The sequence below is a fragment of the Burkholderia sp. lig30 genome (assembly GCF_000687455.2).
Taxonomy (GTDB): Bacteria; Pseudomonadota; Gammaproteobacteria; order Burkholderiales; family Burkholderiaceae; genus Burkholderia.
The window spans coordinates 57,815-79,419 of sequence record NZ_JGVW01000057.1 but is presented as its reverse complement, the minus strand read 5'-3'; the positions used below and the strand labels follow the sequence as shown (position 1 = coordinate 79,419).

Sequence of the window (21,605 nt, the reverse complement as noted above, 5' to 3'; positions counted from 1 at the left end):
GCGCTGGCGGCCAGCGCCGGCACGGTCAGTTTCAACATGAGCGGCAACGGCCGCGTGAAGGCATTGCGCCGCGTCGATTGCGCGCGCAACAGGAAATGATTCATGATCGAAAGCCCGAGAAACGCCCTCCACGCGATCAACGGATCGCGCGGATATCGGCAGAAAACAAGAAAAGGGAAAACGCGTCAGGCGTTTCCGGGCGGTGCGCGCGGATAGGCGCGCGTGTAGCGTGCGACGCTCGCCGCGACGCCGGCAGGCGACGTGACGGACGCGACGGGAAGGAAGACGGGAACGGGCGGCGCGCCCGCCGGGCCGCCGAGCGCCGGGCTGTGCGCAAAGAAACTGCAATAGCCGCACGCATCGAGATGCAGCGCATGACCGGCGCCGTGCGTGCCGGATCGCGAATGCGCGCTGTGCTCCGCGCTGCAGACGACCGGATCGGGCACCGCGGCTTGCGCGATCCGCCACTGCGACGCAAGCGGCGTGACGACCGCGAGCCAGATCGCCAGCATGCCCAGCCAGGCAGTCAGGGTGCGATGTCGGTGCGGCATGCGTGGCGTCGAGTAAGCGGAATGTAAATCAGCCGGAATATTACAGAATGTTCAGGACAATGGCCAGCCTGTCGGCGCCGGCCGAAACGAAACGGGGCGCGGAGTTGCCGTTGCAACCACGCGCCCCGGGGGCAGTGACGAGCGTGAAGCGGTCTGGCCCGGTTCACGCCGGCGGCGGGCTTGCGAACGCGCCCGACGCCGCAGTGCGAATCAGAACGACATGCGCCGCAGCGTGTCGTCGCGCTTGACGAAGTGATGATAGAGCGCGGCCAGCGCGTGCAGGCCGATCACGAAATAGAACGCATTGCCAATCAGCTCGTGCGCATCCTTCACGATCGGCCGCAGCGCCGGGTTCGGCCCGAACAGCGTGTACGACCAGCCGAGCCAGCCGAGCGTCACCGGCTTCCCGCCCATGTTGATCATCATGATGCCGAGCAGCGGCTGGGCGATGATGAATCCGTACAGCACGACGTGGGTGAGTTTCGCGAGCCATTCGAGCAGCGCCGGTTGCGACACCGACTCCGGTGCGCGGCTGATCGCACGCCAGCCGACACGCAGCACCGACAGCACCAGCACGAGCGAGCCCGCGCACAAGTGCGCGTTCATCCAGAACACGCGGCTGTCGCTCCCCTTCGGCCCGCGGACCTCGATGGCCAGATAGGCGAGCGCGACCAGCAGGAAGATGGCCCAGTGGAAGAACACGGCAGGCGAGCTGTAGCGCACCTGCTTGGCGAGAATGTTTCTCATGCTGAGTCTCGTTGTGTATTGGCGGATTCGTTGCGCGCGGCGAATCTCGTCCGCGCCCGGATATGCTGGCCCGATTGTAGCGGCATGCCGGCGGGTTTTCGACGAACGCGCGCAAATATCCGACGATTCGTCCGCGCTTTTTGTGCGACGGCGTCAAGGTGCGCCACTGCCGCGCAGTTGTGGCACGATGATGTTTTAGCGTTCGATGTCGTGCCGGCGCCATGAGCAAAGCGACCTTCGTTGTGGCCTACAGGCTGACGGCCGCGTTGCTCGCGCTTTCGACGACGCTGCGCAGCATCGCGGGCCACTGGGGGATGCCGACGTTTCATCTCGGCAATTTCCTCAGCTATTTCACCCAGTTGAGCAACCTGTACGCCGCGGGCGTACTGTGCGCCGGGCTCTGGCTGGCCACCCGCCCGGTGTCGACGCGTTACGAGTCGATGCGCGGCGCGTCCGTGCTGTACATGCTGATCACGGCCATCGTCTACGAACTGCTGCTCGCCCGCGTCGATGCGCTGCGGCACATCACGCCGCCTTACAACAACTGGGTGCTGCACAGGATCGTGCCGCTCGTCGTGCTCGGCGACTGGCTGTACGTCGTGCCCCGCTCGCCGATCCCGTGGCACAGCGCGGCCGCGTGGCTGGGCTTTCCGGTCACCTATCTCGCGTACACGCTGATACGCGGCATGTGGGAAGACTGGTATCCGTATCCGTTCGTCGACCCGCGCCCGCACGGCTATCTCCCCGTCGCGTTCGAGTGCTCGATGATCGCGCTCGGCGCCGGCGTGCTCGCGCTGGCGATCTGCTGGCTCGGCAACCGGCTGCAACGCGCGGTCGTGCGCGTGCCGAACGATGGCTGAACGGGGCGGCACGCATGCGCGTCCTGTCACGCATGCATGCCGGCCGCGTCAGCCGCCGTTCCTCGGCAGGAATCCCATCGGGTCGACCGCCTTGCCGTTCTGCCGGACTTCGAATTCGAACGACGCACGGCCGCTCGCGTCGACGCCCATCTCGGCAACGGGCTGGCCCGCTCGCACCGCGTCGCCCTCGTTCACGAGCAGCTTGCCGTTGTGGCCATAGGCGGTGATGAGGCCGTTCTCGTGCTTCAGGATCACGAGCGGGCCGTACGACTGGATACCGGAGCCCGCGTAGACGACCCGGCCGCTCGCTGCGGCGCGCACGCTGCGGTCCGGCCCGGATGCGGCGATCACGATCCCGCGCGTCCTGCCGGCGCCGAAAGGCGCGGTCACGACGCCGGTCGCCGGCCATGACAACGCGGCAGCCGGCGCGGGCGGTGGCGTCAGTGTGGACGCCGCAGGCGGCGCGACGCGCAGCACCTGGCCCGGCGTGATGATGCTGCCCGGCGCGAGGCGGTTCCAGCTGGCGACATCCTGCACCCGTTGGCCGAACGCGGCGGCGACGCTGGCGAGCGTATCGCCCGGGTTCACGCGATAGTAGCCGGCCGCCACGCCCGGTGCGGCGCGCGTGGCCGACGGCGCAGGCTGGTACGTCTGCCAGTTGTCGGTCCACGGCGTGAGCGTGCAGCCGGCAAGCGCCACGGCTGCGACGGCCAGCATCGCCTGCGGCAGCCGGCGCGCCGGGGAAAGATGGATAGAAGTCGTTTTACTCAAGCAATGCTCCCGGATGTGCGTCGTTGCGCCGCTCGCCGCCCTCCGGCGCGCGGCCCACGATGCCCGGCGTGGCCGCCGGACCTCTGTCCGACCGCGAAAACGGCCATCGGTTTCCGTGGCGCGCCGCATGCGCGGCCCGGCGCCCCCCGGTCACGACCAGTTCGCGTGGAAACTGCCCGGCTTGTCGGTACGCTCGAACGTGTGCGCGCCGAAAAAGTCGCGCTGCGCCTGCACGAGATTCGCGGGCAGCCGCGCCGACCGGTAGCTGTCGAAGTACGCGACGGCCGACGCGAACGCCGGCACCGGCACCCCCGCCTTCACGGCGGCGATCACGACGTCGCGCAGCGATGCCTGGTAGTTCGCCGCGATATCCCGGAAGTACGGGTCGAGCAGCAGGTTGGCCAGCGCCGGATCGGCCGCGTATGCGTCGGTGATCTTCTGCAGGAAGCGCGCGCGGATGATGCACCCCGCCCGGAAAATCTTCGCGATCGTCCCGAGATCGAGATGCCAGCCGTATTCGTCCGACGCTTCGCGCAACTGCGCGAAGCCTTGTGCGTACGAAATCACCTTCGACAGATAAAGCGCGCGGCGCACGGCCTCGACAAATGCCGCGCGATCGCCATCGAGCGGCATCGCCGGCGGCCCGCTCAGCACCTCGCTCGCGGCCACGCGCTGCGTCTTCAGCGACGACAGCACGCGCGCGAACACCGATTCGGTGATCAGCGGCAGCGGCACGCCGAGATCCAGCGCGTTCTGGCTCGTCCACTTGCCGGTGCCCTTCTGCGCGGCACGATCGAGGATCACGTCGACCAGATGCTGGCCGCTCTCCTCGTCCTTCTTGCCGAAGATCTTCGACGTGATCTCCATCAGGTAGCTGTCCAGCTCACCCTGGTTCCACTCGGTGTAAACCGCGCGCAGTCCGTCGTTCGACAGCCCCGCGACGTGCTTCAGCACCGCATAGCTTTCGGCGATCAGCTGCATGTCGCCGTACTCGATGCCGTTGTGCACCATCTTCACGTAATGGCCGGCGCCGTCCGGCCCCATGTACGCGACGCACGGCTCGCCGTCCGACGGTGCCTTCGCCGCGATCTGCCTGAGGATCGGCTCGACGAGGTCGTACGCGTCGCGCTGCCCGCCCGGCATGATCGACGGGCCACGCAACGCGCCCTCCTCGCCGCCCGACACGCCGGTGCCGATGAAATGCAGGCCCGATTGCGCGAGCTCGCGGTTGCGGCGCACCGTGTCGGTGAAATGCGTGTTGCCGCCGTCGATCAGCACGTCGCCCTTTTCGAGCAGCGGCTTGAGCGCGGCGATCGTCGCGTCGGTGGCTTCGCCCGCCTTCACCATCATCAGGATGCGGCGCGGCGTGTCGAGCGACGCGACGAACGCTTCGAGCGTATAGGCGGGCAGCAGATTCCGGCCGGGGAATTCGGCGATCAGTTCGTCGGTTTTCGCGCGGCTGCGGTTGTACACGGCGACCGCGTAACCACGGCTTTCGATATTGAGCGCGAGATTGCGGCCCATGACAGCGAGTCCGATCACACCGATGGCTTGTTTGCCCATTATTCAATTCTCCGGATGAAAACAAGGCGCGACCCGATCGGGCCGCGCGCACTGGCGAAAGGATAAGGGAAACGCGGCCGCTGCGTGCACCGTGCACCGTGTGCCACCCGGTGCCGCTGCCCGGTACCACTGCTCGCCGTCATTGCCCGGCGTCACTGCCCAGCGTCACTGCTCGGCCGCGTGCGGCATGCGCCGGAACACGACGCTCAGGTTGTTGGCCGGCATCTCGACCACTTCGATGCAGTCCAGTCCGGCATCGAGGCCGAGCGCGACGACCGCTTCCAGATCGCGCACGCCCCACGCCGGATCGCGGCTTCTCAGTTGCGCGTCGAACGCTTCGTTCGATGCGGCCGTGTGCCTGCCTGCGCGCCGATAAGGGCCGTACAGGACGAGCACGCCGCCCGGCCGCAGCGCCCGCGACGCGCCGGCGAACAGCGCCTCGGCCGCCGCCCACGGCGCGATGTGAATCATGTTGATGCAGACGATCGCATCGACCGTCGCGAACGGCCACGCCGCGTCGCGCACGTCGAACGCGAGCGGTTCGGCCACGTTCGGCAATCCGGTGTACGCGATCCATGCGGCGATCGAACGCCGCGCGTGCGCGTCGGGGTCGCTCGGCTGCCAGCGCAACGCGGGCAGCCCTTGCGCGAAGTGCACGACATGCTGGCCGGTGCCGCTCGCGATTTCGAGCACGCTGCCGCTTGCCGGCAGCACGCGGCGCAGCACGTCGAGAATCGGCCCGCGATTGCGCTCGGCCGCAGGCGCGCTGAGGCGCTGCGACGGATCGGCATGCGGCGCGCGCGTCATGACGGGAACCCCTCGGCGTCGATGCCGGCCAGGCCGAGCCGCGCATTCAACGCGTCGAGCGCGGGGCCGCATTGTGCTTCGATTTTCAGCGACAGTATCGGATCGGCGCGCGTGTGGCCCAGATTGAGCGCCGCCACCGGCTTGTTCTGCGCGTGCGCCCACACGCAGAAGCGGTAGCCCGAATACACCATCAGCGACGAACCGACGACCAGCAGCGCGTCCGCCGCATCGAGCGCTTGCGCGGCGGCGGCGACGCGATCGCGCGGCACGTTTTCGCCGAAGAACACGACGGACGGCTTCAGCATGCCCCCGCACGCGGGGCACACGGGAATGCGGAAGGTATCGAGCGCATGCCATTCGAGATGCGCGTCGCCGTCGGCCGCGGGCTGCGCCTGCGCGCCGAGCAGGTCGGGATTCTCCGCTTCGAGCACGGCCTGGATCGCCGCGCGCGGGTGCTGCGCGCCACAGTCGAGACACGTGACGCCGTTGATGCCGCCATGCAGTTCGATCACGTCGGCGCTCCCCGCGCGCTGATGCAGGCCGTCGACGTTCTGCGTGACGAGACGCTCGATGCGGCCGGCCGCGCCGAGCCGCGCGAGCGCGACGTGCGAGCGGTTCGGATGCGCGCGGCCGACGACCGGCCAGCCGATCATGCTGCGCGCCCAGTAACGCCGCCGTGCGGCGTCGGAACCGAGAAATTCGTGCAGCTGGATCGGCGGCGAGCGCATCCACTGCCCGTTGCGGTCGCGATAGCCGGGGATGCCCGAATCCGTGCTGATCCCCGCCCCGGTCAGCACGAACAGGCGCGGATGGCGCTCGACGAATGCGTGAAGCGCGTCGAGCGCGGCGGGATCGACGGATGCGTGCGAGGAAGTGTCGGGCGCGGCGGGATCGGTCATGGCAGCGGCGGTGGGTCGGGCAGGATCAGCCGCCCGGGAACCCGGGCGGCCTGCCTGCGTGCCAGCACATGATACCGAAACCGGGGCACGGCGAATCGGACGGCGGTGACGCCCGCCTCGCCACGGACATTTCCGTTCTTCGCCGAGCGCTCCGGGTCAGCTCGCGCTCGTGGGGGGACCGCGATCGTGTACAAGACGTTTTCCGTCTGGTCTGACTCATCCGCGATACGCGGCTACCCGGCATCCCGCCTGAATGCCCACCGCTTTCTCGGCGCGGGCATTCAGCGGCGGCTCACCCATGCCCCGTCACTCAATGGGCTCGTACGGCAGCCCCACGTAGTTCTCGGCGATGGTCTTGAGCCCTGCGTCGGAGTCCATGTAATAGTCGTAATCGGTACGTTGCATGCGCTTGTCGAACGCATCGCGCTCCGGAAACTCGTGCAGCAGGTTGGTCATGAACCACGAGAAGCGCTCGGCCTTCCAGATGCGCCGCAACGCGATCGCCGAATACTTGTCGAGGAGATCGGTGCGGCCGTCCTGATACACGCCACGCAAGATGCGGTACAACGTGCTGACATCGCTGGCCGCCAGGTTCAACCCTTTCGCGCCGGTCGGCGGCACGATGTGCGCGGCGTCCCCGACGAGGAACAGCTTGCCGTACTGCATCGGCTCCACCACGTAGCTGCGCAGCGGCGCGATGCTCTTCTCCAGCGACGGGCCGGTCACCACGCTGTCGGCAATATCCTGCGGCAGCCGCGCCTTCAGTTCCGCCCAGAAACGCTCGTCGGACCAGTCCTCCACCTTCTCGGTCAACGGCACCTGCAGGTAGTAGCGGCTGCGCGTCTCCGAGCGCTGGCTGCACAGGACGAAGCCGCGCTCGTGGTGCGCGTAGATCAGCTCGTGGTTGACCGGCGGCGTGTCGGACAACAGGCCAAGCCAGCCGAACGGATAGACGCGCTCGTAATGCGTCAGCACCTCCTCGGGAATGGTCTTGCGCGACACGCCGTGAAAGCCGTCGCAGCCGGCGATGTAGTCGCATTCCAGCGTGTACGTCTCGCCGTTCTTCTCGAACGTGACGTAAGGCTGCGCGCCCTTGACGTCGTGCAACTGGACGTTGCCCGCTTCGTAAATGGTCGCCGCGCGTGCCGCCATCAGGTCGCGCGTCACCTCGGTCTGGCCGTAGACCAGCACCGACGCGCCGCCGGTCAGCGCCTTCAGGTCGACGCGGTCGCGCCGTCCGCCGAAGACGAGCTCGATGCCGTCATGGACCAGGCCTTCCGCATCCATGCGCTCGCTGACACCGGCCTCGCGCATCAGATCCACCATGCCCTGTTCGAGCACGCCCGCGCGAATGCGGCCCAGCACGTACTCGCCGCTTTGCCGCTCCAGGATGACGTTGTCCACGCCCGCCTTGTGAAGCAATTGACCCAGCAACAAGCCGGACGGGCCGGCACCGATGATCGCAACCCTGGTTTTCATCTCCATCTTCTCCTCTCGTTCTCCTGATCGTGAACGGACTTCCGGCAGCCCTGCCGCAGCGGCTCGAGTCATGTTCTGGCTTGTATTTTTTGTCAATCCGGCCGCTTTGATAAGGCAATTTTCCGCACTAAAATTGCACTTTTCCAATATGCAGCGCGGATCGATCGGAGTACCCGGTGAAGCAAATCGAACATTCGACCCTCCAGAACATTCCGGTCTTCAAACTGTATGGCGAAGGCGCCGACTGGCGGACGCCCGATCTCCTGCATTGCGAGTCGATCCCCGAGCGCAGCAGCCTGCACGACTGGGAAATCCACCGGCATCGGCATGCCGATCTGGCACAGCTTTTGTACGTGCAGAAGGGGCATGCGCTGCTCGAAATCGAGGGCGAACAGACCCGGATCGATCGCCCGTCGATCCAGGTCGTGCCCCCGATGTGCGTGCACGGCTTTCATTTCAGCCCGGAAGTCGACGGGTTCGTGATCACGATCGCCGCGCCGCTGATCGGCTGGCTGCAGGAACAGAGCGACGCGCGGCAGCGGGTGCTGCAGTATCCCGGCTGCTACGCGGCGGAGGCCGACCAGCCGTATCTGGACACGCTCTGCGCGATGCTGAATCACGAGTACGCGAACCCGGCGCCGTCACGCGACCTGTTGCTGCGTTCGCTCGTCGGCGCGCTGGTGGTGTGGGTGAGCCGACGCGAACAGGAGCGCCACGTCGGGAGCGAACGCCTGGATCGCGGCCAGAGCTACCTGGCCGCGTTTTCGAAGCTGATCGAAAAGCACTACCGGGAACATCTTCCGATCAGCCGGTACGCGGCCTTTCTCGGCGTCACGCCGGTCTATCTGAATACGGTGTGCCAGCGCCTGGCCCATCAAAGCGCGCTGTCGATCGTGCACCAGCGGCTGCTGCTCGAAGCCAAGCGCAACCTGATCTACACGACGCTGAACGTGAGCCAGATCGCCGACCTGCTCGGCTTTTCCGAGCCGGCGTATTTCACGCGTTTCTTCAAGCGGCTGACCGGGACGACGCCGAACCACTTTCGCACTTCGAAGTGATTCGACGTCACGCACCCGGCACCGGCGGCAGCGCGTTCGGCCGCGCCGAAGATCGTCGCTTCGCGGCTCATGTCGATCGCGACGATCACCCGGCTCACTCGCCACGTTGCCGGCTTTTCGCGAGCATCAACGCGGAGACCGCCGCCACCAGCGTGACCGGCACGCTCGCGCCGACCACGATCGCGCCGCTTTTTCCGATCGCGAGCAGCAGACCTGCCAGAAAGGGCCCCACGATCGACCCCAGCCGCCCCACCGCCACCGCGGCCCCCACGCCGGTGCCGCGCATGGTGGTCGGATAGCAGGCCGCGGCCATCGAATAAAGCATGCCCTGCGCGCCGACGACGCCGAGGCCGGCAAAGAACACCGCGATCGACAGCGAGGTCATCCCCTGGGCGGCCGACAATGCCGCCAGCGAAGCGACGATCACCACGTACACGCCGGGCACCACCCGCGCGGGACCGGACCGGTCCATCAGCACGCCGATCCCCAGCACCCCGAAGATGCTGCCCGCGTTGAACAGGATCTGCGTGATGCCCGCCTGGGAATGACTCAGCCCCCGGCCCACGATCAGCGACGGCAGCCAGTTCATCAGGAAATACAGCACGATCAGCGTACAGAAGAAGCTGATCCAGACCAGCAGCGTGAGCGCCGCACGGCGACCGCCGAACAGCACGTGCAGCGTCGGCTCGGGCCTGCCGGACAGCGGCGGCTGCGCCGCGCCCGCCTGCCGGTCGAACATCTTCGACTCCGGCAGGCACAGCATCAGCAACGGAATGATCACGAGCGGCCCCGCGCCGCCCGCATAGAAGATGTTGCGCCACGCCGTCTCGCCCGTGCCGAGCACGCCGAGCAAGGCGGCCATCGCCCCGCCGAAAGGCATGCCGCAGTACATGATGCTGACCGCGGTGTTGCGCAGCCGCGGCTCGACGGCCTCCGCCGACAGCGCGATCAGGTTGGGCATCGCGCCGCCGAGCCCGAGGCCGGTGAGCAGCCGCGCGACGAGCAGGCTGGGGAAACTCCACACCTGGGTGGTCGCGAGCGAGAACAGCCCGAACACCAGCATCGACAGCAGCAGCACACGCTTGCGCCCGATCCGGTCGGCCAGCATGCCGCCCGCCAGTGCGCCCGGCAGCAGCCCCAGCATCCCGGCGCTGAACGCGAGGCCCATCTGGCCGACGGAGAGCCCGAATTCGTGCGCCATGCGTGGCGCGGCCACGCCGGTCGACTGCAGATCGATGCCTTCGAGCACGGCGACGACCAGACACATGAACAACGTAAGCGCCGTTCTGGAAGCGGAACGGTCGCCTTGCGACTCTGCGGCTGCGAACATGCATGTCTCCTTGATTTGTTGGAATGACGACGCGGACTACAGGAAAGCCGGCTCCAGATCGACGAACGGCAGCGCGGCGCCGATGCCGGCCTCGACCAGACGTTTGCAGTGGGCAAATTCGGTCAGCCTGACGGCGAAGAAATGGCGTGCCGTCGTCCGCTTGTGTTCGTAGAACGGCTCGCTTTTCGAGCTCGCTTCAGAAAGGCGCAGCGCACGCGCCCACGCGTAGGCCAGCAACAGCCATCCGGTGAGCGCCAGATAATCGCCAGCGACCCGGTACGGCAATTCCGCATCGCGCGGCGCCGCATCGGCGATGGCCCGCGTGACGTCCCACGTATCCGCGCACAGCTGCAGCAACGCCTGCCCGGCGTTCGCGGCGCCGCCTCCGGCGCACACGCACCGGTCCGCTTCCGCGCGGAGTTCATCGAGCAGCATGCGCAGCCGCTCGCCGCCGTCCGCGATGACCTTGCGCACGAGCAGATCGATCGCCTGGACTTCGTTGGTTCCTTCGTACAGCATCGACACCCGGCTGTCGCGCAGCGTTTGCTCGATGCCGTATTCGTGGATGTAGCCATAGCCGCCGAAGACCTGCAGCGCGCTCGATGCGGCCGCGAAGCCCTGCGACGTGAAGAATGCCTTTGCGACCGGCGTGAGCAACGACGCCATCGCATCGGCCTTCCTGCGCGCCGCTTCGTCCGGGTGACGCGCGGCGATGTCGATCCATTGGCCGATCCAGTAGCCGATCGCGCGCTCGCCCTCCACCACGCAGCGCAGATCGAGCAGCGTGCGCCGGATGGCGGGATGCAGCGCGATCGACACCGGCGCCGACGGATCGCCGGCGAATCCGTCGGGAACGGTCACGGCACGCATCTGCGCACGCTCGCGCGCGTAGTCGCTGGCACGCTGCCATGCGTGTTGCGCGTGCCCGACGCCCTGCATGGCCACCTGCAGGCGGGCCGCGTTCATCATCACGAACATCGCGCCGAGCCCGCGATGCGGCTCGCCGATCAGCCAGCCCAGCGCGCCGTCGAACTGCATCGTGCAGGTCGGGCTCGCCTTCAGCCCCATCTTCTTCTCGATGCCGTCGCAGTGCACGCCGTTCCGCACCCGTCCGGACGACGGATCGTCATTCCACTTCGGCACCAGGAACAGCGACAGGCCGCGCGTGCCGGGCTGCGCGCCGGGAAGGCGCGCGAGCACGAGATGGACGATGTTGTCGGTGAGGTCGTGGTCGCCCCCGCTGATGAAGATCTTGCTCCCGCTGATGCGGTAGCCGTCGCCGGAACCGTCGGGCTCGGCTTTGGTGCGGACCTGGCCGAGATCGGTGCCGGCTTGCGGCTCGGTCAGGCACATCGTCGTCAGCCATTCGCCGCTGACGATCTTCGGCAGCCACGCGCGCTTGAGCGCCTCCGTCCCGTGAGCCAGCAGGCACGCGCTCGCGCCGTGCGTCAGCCCCGGCGACATCAGCCACGCATGGTTGGCGGCCGCGATCATTTCGTGAATGGCGACTTCGAGCAGCTGCGGCAGGCCCTGCCCGCCGTATTCGGCCGGCGCGGCCAGCGCGGGCCAGCCACCGTCGACGTATGCGCGGTACGATTCGCGAAAGCCGGCCGGCATCACGACTTCGCCATCGCGAAACCGGCATCCGTCGAGGTCGCCGCTCGAATTGATCGGCGCGAGCTGCTCCGTCACGAAGCGCCCGGCCTCTTCGAGCACCTGCATCGCGGTCGCCGAATCAAAATCCGACCATTCGGGAATGCCGCGCCATACCGCGTCCGCGTCAAGCCATTCCTCGATGACGAAACGCATGTCGCGCAGCGGCGCATGATACTGATGAGTCATGTGTGCAGAATCCGTTTAGACGACTGAGCGACCGGCGACGATCACGAGCGCATCCTGCCCCGCGTCGTCATACATCGCGTCGACGAGCGCCGCGCGGTGCGACAGCACCGCGCGCTGGTTGATCGATCCCTTGTCCGTCACCTCGCCCAGGTCCGGCGACGGCGCGATGTCCATCAGGCGCAGGCGTGCGATCCTCGATGTCCCGCCGGTCGCCCCTGCATTGAGTTGCGCGAGCAGCTTCCGGAAAAACGCCTGCGCGGGCGGAGCGGACAGGATCTCCGCCGACGTGGCGGACGCCGGCAAGTCCGCCAGGCGCCGGCAATCGTCGATCCGCGGAAACACCAGCAGACCGATCTCGTCACGGTTCATCCCGGTCACCACCACGTCCTGCACGTACGGCGCCGCGTCGGAAATGACGCGCGCCCGCAGCGGCCCGACGCTGACGAAGGTGCCGGAACTCAGCTTGAAATCTTCGGCGATCCGCCCGTCGAACATCAGCCCGAGCTCCGGGCGCGCCGCATCGACGAAGCTCAGTGCGTCGCCGCTGCGGTAGTAGCCTTCCTCGTCGAACGTGCCGGCGCGCACCTGCTCGCCCGCGCGCCAGTAACTCGCCATCACGTGCGGGCCGCGGAAGCGCGCCTCGAGCTTGCCGTCGACCGGAACCAGCTTGACCTCGCAGCCGGGCGCCGGCAGCCCGACATAGCCGGCGCCGGCGCTCTGTCCGGTCGTAAACAGGCAGGACGGCGACGTTTCAGTCATGCCGAGCCCCGCCATGATCCGGATGCGCTCGCCGCAATAGCGCTCGGTCACGCGCTCCAGGCGTTCCCACGCGGCCTGCGACAGCCCTGCGCCCGCAAAGAAGTATGTCTTCACGCGCGAGAAAAACGTTTCGCGCAACGTCGCGTCGTTCTCCAGCGCGACCGTGAGCTCCTCCCAGCCCTTGGGAACGTTGAAGTAGATCGTCGGCGCGATTTCACGCAGATTGCGCACCGTCTCGTCGAACTTGCCGGGCACCGGCTTGCCGTCGTCGATATAGAGCGTGCCGCCGTTGTACATCGCGATACCGACGTTGTGGCTGCCGCCGAACGTATGGTTCCACGACAGCCAGTCCAGCAGCACCGGCGGCTCGCGGCCGAATTCGGGAAAGGTCTGCAGCAGCATCTGCTGGTTGCTGCACATCATCCGGTGCGTCGTCGGCACCGCCTTGGGCAGGCTGGTCGATCCGGACGTGAACAGAAACTTGGCGATCGCATCGGGCCCGACCGCATCATGCGCGGCGTCGACGGAGGCGAGCGGCGTATCCAGCAGATCGTCGAACGCCGTGACCTTGCGGCGCGAGCCCGAATCCAGGCCATCGGCGGCAGCCGCGATCAGCTCGATGTCCGGCGACGCCACGGCATCGATCGCGCGGGCGTAGGTGTGGGCATCGCTCGCGAAGATCAGCCCGGGCGTCAGCACGTCGAACACGTGGCGCAGCCGGCCGTAATCGCTCGACACCAGCGAATAGGCGGGCGAGACCGGCGCGTACGGAATGCCTGCCCACATCGCGCCGAGCGCGATCTGGAAGTGCTCGAGATCGTTGCCGGACAGGATCACGACCGGGCGCTCGGCCGACAGGCCGCGATCCAGCAGCGCCTGGCCGATCACGCGCACGCGCGCCAGCATCTGCGCGTAACTGATGCCGACCCAGCCGCCATCCGGCCCGCGACGGGCAACCAGCCACCGCTCCGGATGGGCGGCCGCCCCGCTTTCGAGACGGTCCGTCACCCGTTTCGGGAAATCGCCCAGGGGCTCTTCCGGCCTGAGATACCAGGCCTCGCCACGGCGCTCCACCCGCACGCCGGGCGAGCCGATCGCCACGTCGCGATAGCGGATCGCCGCGCGAGAAGCGTCACCGGCACGCGTTTGCATCGCTCCAGCATTCACAGCTTGTCTCCTTGTACAGGCGCTCTTTTGTCGCTCTATTCCAACCCGAACCGCCCCGGCTTCGTCGCACGCCGGGGCAGCGCTGCCGTCACGTGCGGCCGATCAGATCGGGTAATGCCGCGGCCCGGTCTGGATCGTGATCCAGCGCAGGTCGGTGAACTCCGCGATCGACGCCTTGCTGCCGAAGCGCCCGTAGCCGCTCGCCTTGACGCCGCCGAACGGCATCTGCGCCTCATCATGCACGGTCGGGCCGTTGATATGGCAAATGCCGGATTCGATGCGCTTCGCGACGTTCATCGCGCGCGCGATGTCGCGGCTGAACACCGCGGCGGACAGCCCATAGTCGCTGTCATTCGCGACACGCAGCGCCTCGTCGTCGCCGTCGACGCGCTGCACGGTCACCACCGGGCCGAACGACTCATCCGCATAGAGTTTCATCTGCGGCGTCACGCCGTCGACGATGGTCGGCTGCATCACCGCGCCGCTCACCTCGCAGCCGAGCGGCAGCGACGCGCCGTGCGCGCGCGCGTCCTCGACCAGCGCCTGGATGCGGCGCGCGGCGCCCTCGCTCTCGAGCGTGCCGAGCACCGAGCCCGGCTCGGCCGGGTTGCCGGCCTTCAGCTTGCGCGCCCTGGCCACCAGCTTGTCGACGAACGCACCGGCGATCTTGCGATCGACGATCACGCGCTCGGTGGACATGCAGATCTGCCCCTGGTTGAAGAACGCGCCGAAGGCCACCGCATCCACGGCGGCATCGAGATCCGCGTCGTCGAGCACGAGCACCGGCGCCTTGCCGCCGAGCTCGAGCAGCGCAGGCTTCAGGTGCCGCGCGGCCTGCTCGGCCACGATGCGGCCGACGCGCGTCGAACCGGTGAAGTTCACGCGGCGCACGGCCGGATGCGCGATCAGCCGCTCGACGATCGCGGGCGCATCCTCCGGCGCATGCGTGACCACATTGACCACGCCATCGCCGAGCCCGGCTTCCTGCAAGACCTCGCCGATCAGGCGGTGCACGCCGGGACAGCCCTCGGAGGCCTTCAGCACGACCGTGTTGCCGCACGCGAGCGGCATCGCGATCGCGCGCGTGGCGAGGATCACCGGCGCATTCCACGGCGCGATGCCGAGCACCACGCCGCACGGCTGGCGCACCGCCATCGCGAGGCTTCCCGGCACGTCCGACGGAATCACCGCGCCGTCGATCTGCGTGGTCATGGCTGCGGCTTCGCGCAGCATGTTCGCGGCCAGCATCACGTTGAAGCCATACCAGTTCGCCATCGCGCCCGTCTCGGCGGTGCCGATCGCGATGAACGCCGCCGTGCGCGCGTCCATCAGGTCGGCCGCCGCCGCGAGGCGCTTGCGGCGCTCGGTCGGCAGCAGCGCGGACCAGACCGGAAACGCGCGGGCGGCGGCCGCCACCGCGGCGTCGGCGTCGGCGAGCGTCGCGGCGGCCGCCCGCGAGGCCACCTCGCCGGTGGCCGGATCGATCCGGTCGAAGGTCTTGCCGTCGGACGCGCCGTGCGCGGCGCCGTCGATCAACAGGCTGACTTCATGCATGTTCCGTCTCCTCCTGGATGCCGTGCTTCAACGCTTGTAGGCCTGCAGGCCCGGCTTGATGCTCTTGTCGTCAAGGAACTGCTTGAGGCCCTGTTCGCGGCCGCCTTCCTTGTCGCGATGGTTGGCCTGGTCAAGCTTCGCGTAGAGGTAGTCTTCGTTCTGCTCCCACGTGAGTTCCCGCGAACGCTTGAAACCGTGCTTCGCGTTGCGCAGCACGACCGGGTTCTTGTCGAGCAGCTTCGCGCAGAGCGCGATCGTCTCCTCGCGCAGTTGCGCGAGCGGCACGCTCTTGTTGACGAGGCCCATCTTCGCAGCCTGCTGGCCCGTGAACGTGTCGCCCGTCATGATGTAGTAAAGCGCCTCGCGATGGCCGACCGTATCCGCCATCGCCTTGCTCACCAGGTTGCCCGGCGGAATGCCCCAGTTGATTTCCGACAGGCCGAACACGGCTTCGTCGGCCGCGATCGCGAGATCGCACGCGACGAGCGGCGAGAACCCGCCACCGAAGCACCAGCCATTGACCATCGCGATGGTCGGCTTCGAATACATGCGCAGCAACTGCCATTGCCAGCGGCTCGCGTCGCGACGAATGCGCTCCTGCAGCACATCCGGACCTGCGTCGACTTCACGGAAGTACTCCTTCAGATCCATGCCGGCAGTCCACGCAGAGCCTTCGCCGGTCAGCACGAGCACCTGTGCTTCAGGATCGAGCTCGATGGTTTCGAGCACATCGATCATTTCCTTGTTGAGCGTCGGGCTCATCGCGTTGCGCTTCTCCGGGCGATTGAGCGTCACCCAGGCGATACCGCCCTCCACCGCAACCTTGACCGTTTTCCAGCGACCTTCGTAACTCATGCTCACTCTCCGTAGACATTGCCGCAGCCGCGGCACGACATCAATTTAATGTCAGGCTACCTGATAAGTAAACTAGAATATGATCGTGTCAGTACAAACACCAATCATGTCCCGACTGATGACCTCGAAATCCCCGGTCCGCGCGTCCGCCTCCCTATCCGCGTCGTCCGATGCACGCGCGGCCCATGCCGCGCCGCGTCTGCGGCTGACCTATCTCATCGGACAGCTCGACCGGATCGTGTCGAAACGGCTGACGGAAGCGCTGGTCGAACACGGGCTGACGCTTCCGCAATTCACCGCGCTGTCGGTGCTGGGCGCGCGCGGGCGCTCGTCGAATGCCCAGCTGGCCGAGCGCTCGTTCATCACGCCGCAGTCCGCCAATGAAGTGGTGAAGACGATGGAAGCGAACGGCTGGGTGATGCGCGAAGCCGATCCGACCAATCGCAGGATCGTGCTGCTGCAGCTGACGGACGCCGGCACCGCGCTGCTCGAACGATGCAACGAAGCCGCCGACCGGGTCGAGCATGCGATGCTCGACGAACTGGACGCGGATGTCGCCGATACGCTGCGCACGCTGCTGCATGCGTGCGTGCGCAACCTGCGGGCGGCGTAGCGCTGCGCGCCCGATCCGCGGCAAACACAAAAAAAGACGCCCATCTGCCAAGGGCGACGGGCGCTTGAACAATTGATCCATCGGGGTTGTGGACCAACTGATAGGGTGGCGTTGCGACGTTCACGACACGGGCCATGCCCGGCGGACGATCCCCGGCCGACGCCAATCGCTTTATGTCATGCCCATCATCTGCCTGCCTCCATTCGCGTGCGGCCGCCACGCGCAGCGCGCGGCCTGGTGCGCCCTGCCTGCCCTTTGCCGATGCGGCACATCGACGCATCCCTTCGGCAAATACGTTCGGTTTCGGATTTGAAACCGTCGGCAGGTTCACGCCCGCTCGAGTCAGCCGTGCCGTGAGCGAACCTGTCGGTCGCGCACGGCGGACTGACGAATCACATCCAGTTAATCAGGACGACGTATCACATTGTCTTCGTGGCCGTCCAGGGTTCGGCACTCACGGCTATCGTTGTCCATTCGACGGCAACGCATGCTCGCCCCACCGGTCACGATCGCGGCGGGCAGTCGACGGCAGGAAGACGGAGTGAACGTTGAACGCGGGACGGGTTTCGGTGCAGAGCGTGATCAAGTCACCTCATGCATGGCTGGCGCCGGCTCTCGCGGCCTTCGGCGATTCATCGTTGCAACATGGCGCGTTGCGGCTCGATCGTTTTTCATTGTCTTATCCCCGATTGAAGTGCTGTTCGGCTGCCGGCCATCGCTCGTCGAGAAGTCTGCGCCGATGTTCTGGCTGGCGGCGATCAGATACATGCAAGGAACGCACCATCGCCCGGAAAGGCACGCCAGGCGGGCCATCGGCGGATGACGAGTCGGATCTGCAATGGTTCGCCGCCGCGAATGTTTCAGGAATGAAACGCGGGGTCGGGGACAGTGTGTCGGGGATGCGCGATACCCGTCGCGTGACGGGCGGCCCCGGCATCCGGGCGGCTCGGCGCTGCCGGCCGCCTTCCGGATGCCGGCGTCGTCAAGCCTGTTGCGATGCGGCCATCAGGTCGGGCAGATGGCGCTGCTTCACGCCGAGGTCATCCCACAGCCCCGGGTGACACGTGAACACCAGGATCTGGTGCCGCGTGGCCGCGTCGAGCAGCGCACGCTTGATGCCATCCCGCCGCATGTCGTCCGTGTGGACCACCGCATCGTCGAACAGCAGCAGCGTCGGACGGCCGGCGGCCTGCAGCAGGTCCGCGTAGGCCAGCCGGGAAAGAATCCCGAGTTGCTCCTGCGTGCCGTAACTGAGCGATTCCAGCGTCTCTCGCCGGTCGCCCCGCTGCAGCGCGACCGGCGTCAGCGCGTCGTCGACCGCCATCTCGCCCGCCGGGAACACGCGCTTCAGGTAATGGCCGATGCGGCTCGTCAGCGGCGAGCGAAGGCTGGCGACCGCGGAATCGCGCTCCTCGACGAGAATCGACTCCAGCAGGCCCAGCGCATCCGCGCGAAGACGCAGCTCGGCATGGCGGCTTTCCGTCTGCTCGATGGACGCGGCCGCCTGCGCGAGGCGCTCGCCGATGCCCGATGCCCCGACCGCCTCGAGCTGCGCCCTGAGCTGGGTGATTTTCGTCTGGCGCTCAAGCTGCTCGCCGCGCGCGATGTCGGCGGAGCGGGCAAAGCGCTGCGCCTCCATCGCCGGATCGTCCAGCCTCGCGGCCTCGAGTGCCTGCGCGCACGTATCCAGCTCTCGCGTGCGCGCCTTGACGTGTGCGTCCTTCTCGACGAGCTTCGCCTGCCGCTCCTCGCGCCTCTGCACATACTCAGGGTCGCTGACGCGTGCCTCGTTCATGTCGAGCCGCGCACGAATGCCGTCCGCGTGCGCACCGGCCTGGGCCTTCCGCTCCGACGCGCTCATCTGCGCGACCCGCGCGCTTTCGAGCTGCACGCGCGCGTTGTCGAACGCGCTCTTCGCGTCCGACACCGGCAGCGCGCCCGATACGTCGGGCAGCCCGGCAAGGCGCGCTTCGGCGGCGCCCAGGCGGCCGCGCGCCTGCGCAAGCTCGTCCCGCAGCGCGTCGATGCCGTTGGGCGCGTGCAGCGCGAGGATGCCGGCCTGGCCGGCCTTTTCGGCGCTCAGCGCCTTCCACCGGTCGCGGCGGCTCACCGCCTCCGCCACGCTCGGCACGCCCATCTCGAGAAGCAGCCGCGCGCGTTCGGCTTCAAGGGCCTGCAACGCGTCGATGAGCGCCGACACGTCGGAGACGCCCGGTACGACGATCAGGTCGCCCAGGCCGGGCAGGCTGATCGTCTTCTCGCGGTCGAGCAGCACGACGCCCTGCCCGTCGACCGTCGCGCCGTCGATCGTGATCGGGCCGGTCAGCCGATATTCGATGCGCGTGAGCGCGGCATCCTTGCGCGCCTGCAGCGGCACGATCTGGTCTGAAACGGCCTGCAGGCGCTGCAGCTTCGCCGCGTCGATTTCCACCTGCGCGGCCTCGCCGGCAAGCGCGCGCACGGCCGCGCTCGCGGCCTCGGCTTTTTCGACGGCCGACGCCAGACGCGCGATCTCGTTTCCATGCAGCGCCGCCTGCCCTTTGAGGTCGGCGGCCATCACCGCGGCATTGGCCAGCTCGAAAGCCGCGCCCGCCTCGTCGCAGGCCTTCTGGGCGCTCGCCGCCGCCGCAGCCGCGAGCTGGTGGCCGCCGATCGCGTCGGCGACGGCGGCCTGCGCCGCCGCCAGCGACTGACGATCGCTGCTGATCGACACATCGAGATCGACGGCCGCCTGCTCCTGCTGCAGCAAGCCCTTGTGCTCCGCATGCGCCAGCTCGATCAGCTGCGCCAGCTCCTTGTGGCGTCGTTCCAGCTCGGCGAACGCGACGGCCCGCTTCGTGGCTTCGTCCGCCTTCTGCTGCATGGCTTCCCACGGCTTCTTTCGCTGCGCGTCGTCGAACTCCGCCTGCAGGACGGTCAGCCGCGTCAGGTCGTCGTCGAACTGGCGCTTTTGCGCATCGAGTTCGCGTTGCTGTTGCTGCAGCGCCGACAGCCGGCTTTCGGCATCGGCCAACGCGCCGGTGGGGCTTCGCTTCCGTTCGGTCAGCAGCTTCCATAGCTCGCGCTGGACGGCGTCGATCAGCACGTCGTTGCCGCCGGACACTTCACCGCCGGAAAGCTGCGCCAGCGCATCGCGGACGTAGTTCGCCGCATGCTCGCCCGAATCCCGGACGTCGCCGGTCTGCCCCTGCCGGACCCACAGCAGACCGGGAATGCCCGCATGTTCCGGCTTGCTCGCGCCGCGCTCGGCGCGCGAGAAACCCAGCAGCTCGGAGAGCTTTTGCTCGGCCTCGTCTTCGGTGAGCGTCTGATGGCCGATCCGCAGCTCGCACCGGCTTTTCCTGACGAACTGCTTCTTCAGCAGATGCGGCACGCCGCCGATCGTGAAGGCCACCTCGACAGTGGGCTGCCCGTCCGGGCGCTCGCGCGGCACGATGCCGCCCAGGCTGGACACCTTGTAGCGCTCGAGAAAGACCGTCCGGATCGCCTCGGCGATCGTGCTCTTGCCCGTCTCGTTCGGCCCGGTGATCAGGTTCAGCCCCGGCTCGAGCCCGTCGATGACGAGCCGGTCCGCGATTTTCCGGAAATCCTGGATCGCAATGCTTTCGAGAATCACGCTGCCCCCGTGTCACGTTGAAAGCCCGCCAGCAGCAGCAACGCTTCCGACGCAGCCGCCGAGCGCGCCGGATCGGCCTGCAGTTCGCGCAGCCGGCCCACCACGTTTGCCAGATACCCGCTGCGCGCGCCGAGCGCCGCGAGGTCTTCCTCGGTCGGCTGCACTTTCAGCCCCGTCGTGGAGGACCGCAGCGCGCGCACGCGTGCGCGTGTCTCTTCCACGGCCACGTTGACGGCCTCGGCGTCCGCGAGCGCCGCGGTACCGGCGACTTCGATGCGCAGCACATCCGCGTCGCCCAGTTCCCGAAGCTGCTGCCTGAGCGATTCGACATCGCTCGGCACCGCGATGTCGGCCTGCCAGTATCGCCATCGATACTTGCCGACCCGCACCCGGCTGACCGCCGGTGCCGCATGCGGCGCCGGAATATCCACGTCGAGCACGTAGCCGGGCTCGTTCGCGCGAAACCGGTCCTGCTCCGGCGTTCCCGAATACCAGATGCGCGGGTTGGCCTCGAACACGCCATGCCAGTCGCCGAGCGCCAGGTAATCAAGCCGCGCGGTGTCCGCTCGCGTCGCTGCGATCGGGTTCGCGGAGTCGATGCCTTCCTGCAGGATGCCGGTCACGCTGCCGTGCGCGATGCCGATGCGGAAGTAGCCGTCCGGCGTCTCCATCCGGTCGAAGAACGCGGTCGTGTCGTCGTAGGTGTTGCGCTGCGTGAGCGGCGCGTGGAGCAGCGAGAGCTTCAGCGCGTCGAACGTCGTGACGCCCGGCTCGAGCAGCAGATGCACGTTCGACGGCACGCACCCGAGACGCGCCGCGCGCGTCCACACGCTCTCCGCCAGCGCGGCGTCGTGGTTGCCGGGCAACATGAACCACGGCCCCGCGAAGCCCGCGAGCGCCGCGAAAAGCTTGCGGATCACCGTGTCGGACACGGTTTGCTGGTCGAACACATCGCCGGCGACCAGCACCGCGTCCGCGCCCCGCTCCGTCGCGATGCCCGCGATGCGCCGCACCGTTTCGAAGCGCGCCTCCGTCAGATGCGCGGCCTCCTCCGGGGTGAATTGTCCGAACTGCGTTCCAATCTGCCAGTCTGCTGTATGCAGTAATTTCATTCCGGTGGCCCTCTGCCGGCAA

General features: G+C 67.6%; 18 protein-coding genes and 1 pseudogene. 5 read left to right on the top strand and 14 right to left on the bottom strand.

Annotated elements, in window-relative coordinates:
* Positions 1 to 185 precede the first annotated feature (185 nt).
* Together LIG30_RS06905 and LIG30_RS06900 are read right to left on the bottom strand one after the other, a co-directional pair.
* Positions 186 to 551 (bottom strand): DUF2946 domain-containing protein, encoded by a 366-nt coding sequence (locus tag LIG30_RS06905; RefSeq protein WP_038710762.1) that lies wholly within the window; start codon positions 549 to 551, stop codon positions 186 to 188.
* Between the two features lie 210 nt (positions 552 to 761).
* Positions 762 to 1,298: a cytochrome b gene (locus tag LIG30_RS06900; RefSeq protein WP_038710761.1), complete on the bottom strand. Its 537-nt coding sequence runs from the start codon at positions 1,296 to 1,298 to the stop codon at positions 762 to 764.
* A 221-nt stretch (positions 1,299 to 1,519) separates the two neighbouring features.
* Between LIG30_RS06900 and LIG30_RS06895 the strand changes: the two genes are divergently transcribed.
* Positions 1,520 to 2,158 (top strand): Pr6Pr family membrane protein, encoded by a 639-nt coding sequence (locus LIG30_RS06895; protein ID WP_038710759.1) that lies wholly within the window; start codon positions 1,520 to 1,522, stop codon positions 2,156 to 2,158.
* Positions 2,159 to 2,206: 48 nt separating this feature from the next.
* Here the strand turns inward: LIG30_RS06895 and LIG30_RS06890 are convergent, their stop codons facing one another.
* Both LIG30_RS06890 and gndA read right to left on the bottom strand, forming a co-directional pair.
* Positions 2,207 to 2,929 (bottom strand): peptidoglycan DD-metalloendopeptidase family protein, encoded by a 723-nt coding sequence (locus LIG30_RS06890; RefSeq protein WP_038710757.1) that lies wholly within the window; start codon positions 2,927 to 2,929, stop codon positions 2,207 to 2,209.
* Between the two features lie 150 nt (positions 2,930 to 3,079).
* Entirely contained in the window at positions 3,080 to 4,492 is a 1,413-nt protein-coding gene (gndA, locus tag LIG30_RS06885; RefSeq protein ID WP_038710755.1) for an NADP-dependent phosphogluconate dehydrogenase, read from the bottom strand.
* Here gndA and LIG30_RS27510 point away from each other — a divergent pair.
* A pseudogene (locus LIG30_RS27510) lies at positions 4,481 to 4,577 on the top strand (6-phosphogluconate dehydrogenase); the annotation flags it as partial. The gene gndA and the pseudogene LIG30_RS27510 overlap by 12 nt on opposite strands.
* A gap of 80 nt (positions 4,578 to 4,657) precedes the next feature.
* Here the strand turns inward: LIG30_RS27510 and LIG30_RS06880 are convergent.
* From LIG30_RS06880 to pobA, 3 genes are all read right to left on the bottom strand, one after another.
* Positions 4,658 to 5,299, bottom strand: coding sequence for a DUF938 domain-containing protein (locus LIG30_RS06880; RefSeq protein WP_038710754.1), 642 nt, complete (start codon positions 5,297 to 5,299; stop codon positions 4,658 to 4,660).
* Positions 5,296 to 6,198, bottom strand: a complete 903-nt coding sequence (locus LIG30_RS06875) for an NAD-dependent protein deacetylase (RefSeq protein WP_038710752.1) — start codon at positions 6,196 to 6,198, stop codon at positions 5,296 to 5,298. Before LIG30_RS06875 ends, LIG30_RS06880 begins: the two co-directional genes overlap by 4 nt.
* Positions 6,199 to 6,504: 306 nt before the next feature.
* Positions 6,505 to 7,677, bottom strand: coding sequence for a 4-hydroxybenzoate 3-monooxygenase (gene pobA / locus LIG30_RS06870; RefSeq protein WP_038710780.1), 1,173 nt, complete (start codon positions 7,675 to 7,677; stop codon positions 6,505 to 6,507).
* A gap of 176 nt (positions 7,678 to 7,853) precedes the next feature.
* On the opposite strand from pobA, the gene LIG30_RS06865 reads away from it, so the two are divergent.
* Positions 7,854 to 8,735, top strand: a complete 882-nt coding sequence (locus LIG30_RS06865) for a helix-turn-helix domain-containing protein (protein ID WP_235510223.1) — start codon at positions 7,854 to 7,856, stop codon at positions 8,733 to 8,735.
* A 94-nt stretch (positions 8,736 to 8,829) separates the two neighbouring features.
* On the opposite strand, the gene mhpT is transcribed toward LIG30_RS06865, so the two are convergent.
* The 5 genes from mhpT to LIG30_RS06840 form a co-directional block, all read right to left on the bottom strand.
* Complete coding sequence (mhpT, locus tag LIG30_RS06860) at positions 8,830 to 10,065, bottom strand: 3-(3-hydroxy-phenyl)propionate transporter MhpT (protein WP_051994897.1); 1,236 nt, start codon at positions 10,063 to 10,065, stop codon at positions 8,830 to 8,832.
* Positions 10,066 to 10,101: 36 nt separating this feature from the next.
* On the bottom strand, positions 10,102 to 11,907 hold the full coding sequence (locus LIG30_RS06855) for an acyl-CoA dehydrogenase family protein (RefSeq protein WP_038710750.1): 1,806 nt from the start codon (positions 11,905 to 11,907) through the stop codon (positions 10,102 to 10,104).
* 15 nt (positions 11,908 to 11,922) lie between these two features.
* Positions 11,923 to 13,818, bottom strand: a complete 1,896-nt coding sequence (locus tag LIG30_RS06850; RefSeq protein WP_038710748.1) for a feruloyl-CoA synthase — start codon at positions 13,816 to 13,818, stop codon at positions 11,923 to 11,925.
* A 117-nt stretch (positions 13,819 to 13,935) separates the two neighbouring features.
* Positions 13,936 to 15,387 (bottom strand): aldehyde dehydrogenase, encoded by a 1,452-nt coding sequence (locus LIG30_RS06845; RefSeq protein ID WP_038710746.1) that lies wholly within the window; start codon positions 15,385 to 15,387, stop codon positions 13,936 to 13,938.
* Positions 15,388 to 15,414: 27 nt separating this feature from the next.
* On the bottom strand, positions 15,415 to 16,242 hold the full coding sequence (locus tag LIG30_RS06840; RefSeq protein ID WP_038710777.1) for a p-hydroxycinnamoyl CoA hydratase/lyase: 828 nt from the start codon (positions 16,240 to 16,242) through the stop codon (positions 15,415 to 15,417).
* A gap of 106 nt (positions 16,243 to 16,348) precedes the next feature.
* Here LIG30_RS06840 and LIG30_RS06835 point away from each other — a divergent pair, with 106 nt between their 5' ends.
* Together LIG30_RS06835 and LIG30_RS26060 are read left to right on the top strand one after the other, a co-directional pair.
* Complete coding sequence (locus LIG30_RS06835; protein WP_083493938.1) at positions 16,349 to 16,855, top strand: MarR family winged helix-turn-helix transcriptional regulator; 507 nt, start codon at positions 16,349 to 16,351, stop codon at positions 16,853 to 16,855.
* 541 nt (positions 16,856 to 17,396) lie between these two features.
* Positions 17,397 to 17,678 carry a hypothetical protein gene (locus tag LIG30_RS26060; protein ID WP_152986022.1) on the top strand — a complete coding sequence of 94 codons (282 nt, stop codon included), beginning with the start codon at positions 17,397 to 17,399 and terminating at the stop codon, positions 17,676 to 17,678.
* Between the two features lie 159 nt (positions 17,679 to 17,837).
* Here LIG30_RS26060 and LIG30_RS06830 read toward each other — a convergent pair whose 3' ends face one another.
* Complete coding sequence (locus tag LIG30_RS06830) at positions 17,838 to 20,471, bottom strand: AAA family ATPase (protein WP_038710741.1); 2,634 nt, start codon at positions 20,469 to 20,471, stop codon at positions 17,838 to 17,840.
* A complete protein-coding gene (locus LIG30_RS06825; RefSeq protein ID WP_038710740.1) occupies positions 20,468 to 21,583 on the bottom strand; it encodes a metallophosphoesterase family protein in 1,116 nt (371 codons plus the stop codon). The genes LIG30_RS06830 and LIG30_RS06825 overlap by 4 nt, the downstream gene beginning before the upstream one ends.
* Between the last annotated feature and the right edge of the window lie 22 nt (positions 21,584 to 21,605).

Coding starts and splice junctions, on each gene's coding strand:
- mhpT (WP_051994897.1), bottom strand. CDS start 10,065: ATGTTCGCAGCCGCAGAGTCGCAAGGCGACCGTTCCGCTTCCAGAACG.
- LIG30_RS06880 (WP_038710754.1), bottom strand. CDS start 5,299: ATGACGCGCGCGCCGCATGCCGATCCGTCGCAGCGCCTCAGCGCGCCT.
- gndA (WP_038710755.1), bottom strand. CDS start 4,492: ATGGGCAAACAAGCCATCGGTGTGATCGGACTCGCTGTCATGGGCCGC.
- LIG30_RS06895 (WP_038710759.1), top strand. CDS start 1,520: ATGAGCAAAGCGACCTTCGTTGTGGCCTACAGGCTGACGGCCGCGTTG.
- LIG30_RS06840 (WP_038710777.1), bottom strand. CDS start 16,242: ATGAGTTACGAAGGTCGCTGGAAAACGGTCAAGGTTGCGGTGGAGGGC.
- LIG30_RS06905 (WP_038710762.1), bottom strand. CDS start 551: ATGCCGCACCGACATCGCACCCTGACTGCCTGGCTGGGCATGCTGGCG.
- LIG30_RS06835 (WP_083493938.1), top strand. CDS start 16,349: ATGTCCCGACTGATGACCTCGAAATCCCCGGTCCGCGCGTCCGCCTCC.
- LIG30_RS06855 (WP_038710750.1), bottom strand. CDS start 11,907: ATGACTCATCAGTATCATGCGCCGCTGCGCGACATGCGTTTCGTCATC.
- LIG30_RS06875 (WP_038710752.1), bottom strand. CDS start 6,198: ATGACCGATCCCGCCGCGCCCGACACTTCCTCGCACGCATCCGTCGAT.
- LIG30_RS06845 (WP_038710746.1), bottom strand. CDS start 15,387: ATGCATGAAGTCAGCCTGTTGATCGACGGCGCCGCGCACGGCGCGTCC.
- LIG30_RS06900 (WP_038710761.1), bottom strand. CDS start 1,298: ATGAGAAACATTCTCGCCAAGCAGGTGCGCTACAGCTCGCCTGCCGTG.
- pobA (WP_038710780.1), bottom strand. CDS start 7,677: ATGAAAACCAGGGTTGCGATCATCGGTGCCGGCCCGTCCGGCTTGTTG.
- LIG30_RS06825 (WP_038710740.1), bottom strand. CDS start 21,583: ATGAAATTACTGCATACAGCAGACTGGCAGATTGGAACGCAGTTCGGA.
- LIG30_RS06850 (WP_038710748.1), bottom strand. CDS start 13,818: ATGCAAACGCGTGCCGGTGACGCTTCTCGCGCGGCGATCCGCTATCGC.